Origin of the sequence: Thetidibacter halocola, assembly GCF_018224955.1 — a bacterium.
In the GTDB taxonomy this organism is placed as follows: Bacteria; Pseudomonadota; Alphaproteobacteria; order Rhodobacterales; family Rhodobacteraceae; genus Thetidibacter; species Thetidibacter halocola.
The window spans coordinates 1-2500 of record NZ_JAGTUU010000016.1; the positions used below are offsets into that span (position 1 = coordinate 1).

Sequence of the window (2500 nt, forward strand, 5' to 3'; positions counted from 1 at the left end):
TTTTGGTTGCGGGGGTAGGATTTGAACCTACGACCTTCAGGTTATGAGCCTGACGAGCTACCGGGCTGCTCCACCCCGCGACAGAGATTGGAGATCGAGAAGAGAGATACAGGTGTGGTTTTTGTCAGGTTTGGCGGTGACCTACTCTCCCACGTCTTGAGACGCAGTACCATTGGCGCGGCGGCACTTAACGGCCGGGTTCGGAATGGGACCGGGTGTTTTGCTCGCGCTATGACCACCAAACCGGATAAAAACCACGACGCGCGCAGCGCGGCGGGCCGGAGGCAGCGTTTCGGCGAAGCCGACAACGCGTTCCGGCACCCTTGCCATGCTGGGCGCTGTGTAATTCGTTTGTTGTCCAAGCCGTACTGATTGGTGTGTATGCTTTTGATCATTTCAGTGCGCTACCGCGTTGCTACTTGAGCGCGGCTTTGCGGGCAGAACCTGCCTTTTACTGGATCAAATCAAGCCTATCGGGCCATTAGTACCGGTCAACTGAACGCATTGCTGCGCTTACATCTCCGGCCTATCGACGTGGTGGTCTTCCACGGCCCTCAGGGATACCTTGTTTTGAGGGGGGCTTCCCGCTTAGATGCCTTCAGCGGTTATCCTGTCCGATCATAGCTACCCAGCACTGCCATTGGCATGACAACTGGTCCACCAGTGGATCGTTCACCCCGGTCCTCTCGTACTAGGGGCAACTCCTCTCAAGTATCCTACACCCACGGCAGATAGGGACCGAACTGTCTCACGACGTTCTAAACCCAGCTCACGTACCTCTTTAAATGGCGAACAGCCATACCCTTGGGACCTGCTCCAGCCCCAGGATGAGATGAGCCGACATCGAGGTGCCAAACACTGCCGTCGATATGGACTCTTGGGCAGTATCAGCCTGTTATCCCCGGCGTACCTTTTATCCGTTGAGCGATGGCCCTCCCACTTGGGACCACCGGATCACTATGGCCGACTTTCGTCTCTGCTCGACTTGTCAGTCTTGCAGTCAGGCTGGCTTATGCCATTGCACTCAACGAGCGATTTCCGACCGCTCTGAGCCAACCTTCGCGCGCCTCCGTTACGCTTTAGGAGGCGACCGCCCCAGTCAAACTACCCACCACGCAGGGTCCCGGATCCGGATAACGGACCGCGGTTAGACTTCAAACAAAACAAGGGTGGTATCTCAAGGGAGGCTCCACAGGGACTGGCGTCCCTGCTTCAAAGCCTACCACCTATCCTGCACATGTTGTGTCTGAAGCCAGTGCGAAGCTGTAGTGAAGGTGCACGGGGTCTTTCCGTCTAACCGCGGGAAGCCTGCATCTTGACAGGCAATTCAATTTCGCTGAGTCGATGTTGGAGACAGCGGGGAAGTCGTTACGCCATTCGTGCAGGTCGGAACTTACCCGACAAGGAATTTCGCTACCTTAGGACCGTTATAGTTACGGCCGCCGTTTACCTGGGCTTCAATTCAGAGCTTGCACCCCTCCTTTTAACCTTCAGGCACCGGGCAGGCGTCAGACCCTATACGTCGTCTTGCGACTTCGCAGAGCCCTGTGTTTTTAGTAAACAGTCGCCACCCCCTGGTTTGTGCCCCCGGATCCAAGTTGCCTTGAACCCGGGCCTCCTTCTCGCGAACTTACGGAGGTATTTTGCCGAGTTCCTTCAACATCGTTCTCTCAAGCGCCTTGGTATTCTCTACCAGTCCACCTGTGTCGGTTTAGGGTACGATCTAATGGAGGTGCTATTTCCAGGAACCGATCAGCGGCCCACCCAATCCGATAAGGGTGAACAACAGTCACGATCCGTCACAATCCTCCTGGCCCAGGAATATTAACCTGGTTCCCATCGACTACGCCTTTCGGCCTCGCCTTAGGGGTCGGCTTACCCTGCTCAGATTAGCTTTAAGCAGGAACCCTTGGACTTTCGGCGACAGGGTCTCTCACCCTGTTTGTCGCTACTCATGTCATCATTCTCGCTAGTGATCTCTCCACCGGATCCCTCACAGGCCGGCTTCACAGAAAGCCTCGCGTCTCCAAGGTGGGCGAACCCACTAAGGAGACAAGAGACTATGTCACACTACGCTCCGCTACCATGCCTTACGGCATCCTCAGCTTCGGCTCATGGCTTGAGCCCCGTTACATCTTCGCCGCAGGACAACTTGATTAGACCAGTGAGCTGTTACGCTATCTTTAAAGGATGGCTGCTTCTAAGCCAACCTCCTGGTTGTTTTGGTCGTCCCACCTGCTTTCCCACTTAGCCATGAATTGGGGGCCTTAGCTGGAGGTCAGGGTTGTTTCCCTCTTCACTACGGACGTTAGCATCCGCAGTGTGTCTGCCATCTAGTACTCCCGGGTATTCGGAGTTTGGTTAGGATCAGTAAGCCTGTGGGGCCCCATTACCCATCCAGTGCTCTACCCCCCGGGGTATTCGGATGACGCTCTACCTAAATAGATTTCGCGGAGAACCAGCTATCTCCGAGTTTGATTGGCCTTTCACCCCTAGGCAC

At 55.4% G+C, this 2500-nt stretch carries 1 tRNA gene and 2 rRNA genes (1 of these 3 cut by a window edge); all 3 read right to left on the reverse strand.

Annotated elements, in window-relative coordinates:
- Window positions 1-3: 3 nt before the first annotated feature.
- Window positions 4-80, reverse strand: a tRNA-Met gene (locus KB874_RS22650).
- A gap of 48 nt (window positions 81-128) precedes the next feature.
- A 5S ribosomal RNA gene (gene rrf / locus KB874_RS22655) occupies window positions 129-243 on the reverse strand.
- Window positions 244-460: 217 nt separating this feature from the next.
- Window positions 461-2500 (reverse strand): 23S ribosomal RNA (locus tag KB874_RS22660); it runs 1445 nt beyond the window's last position.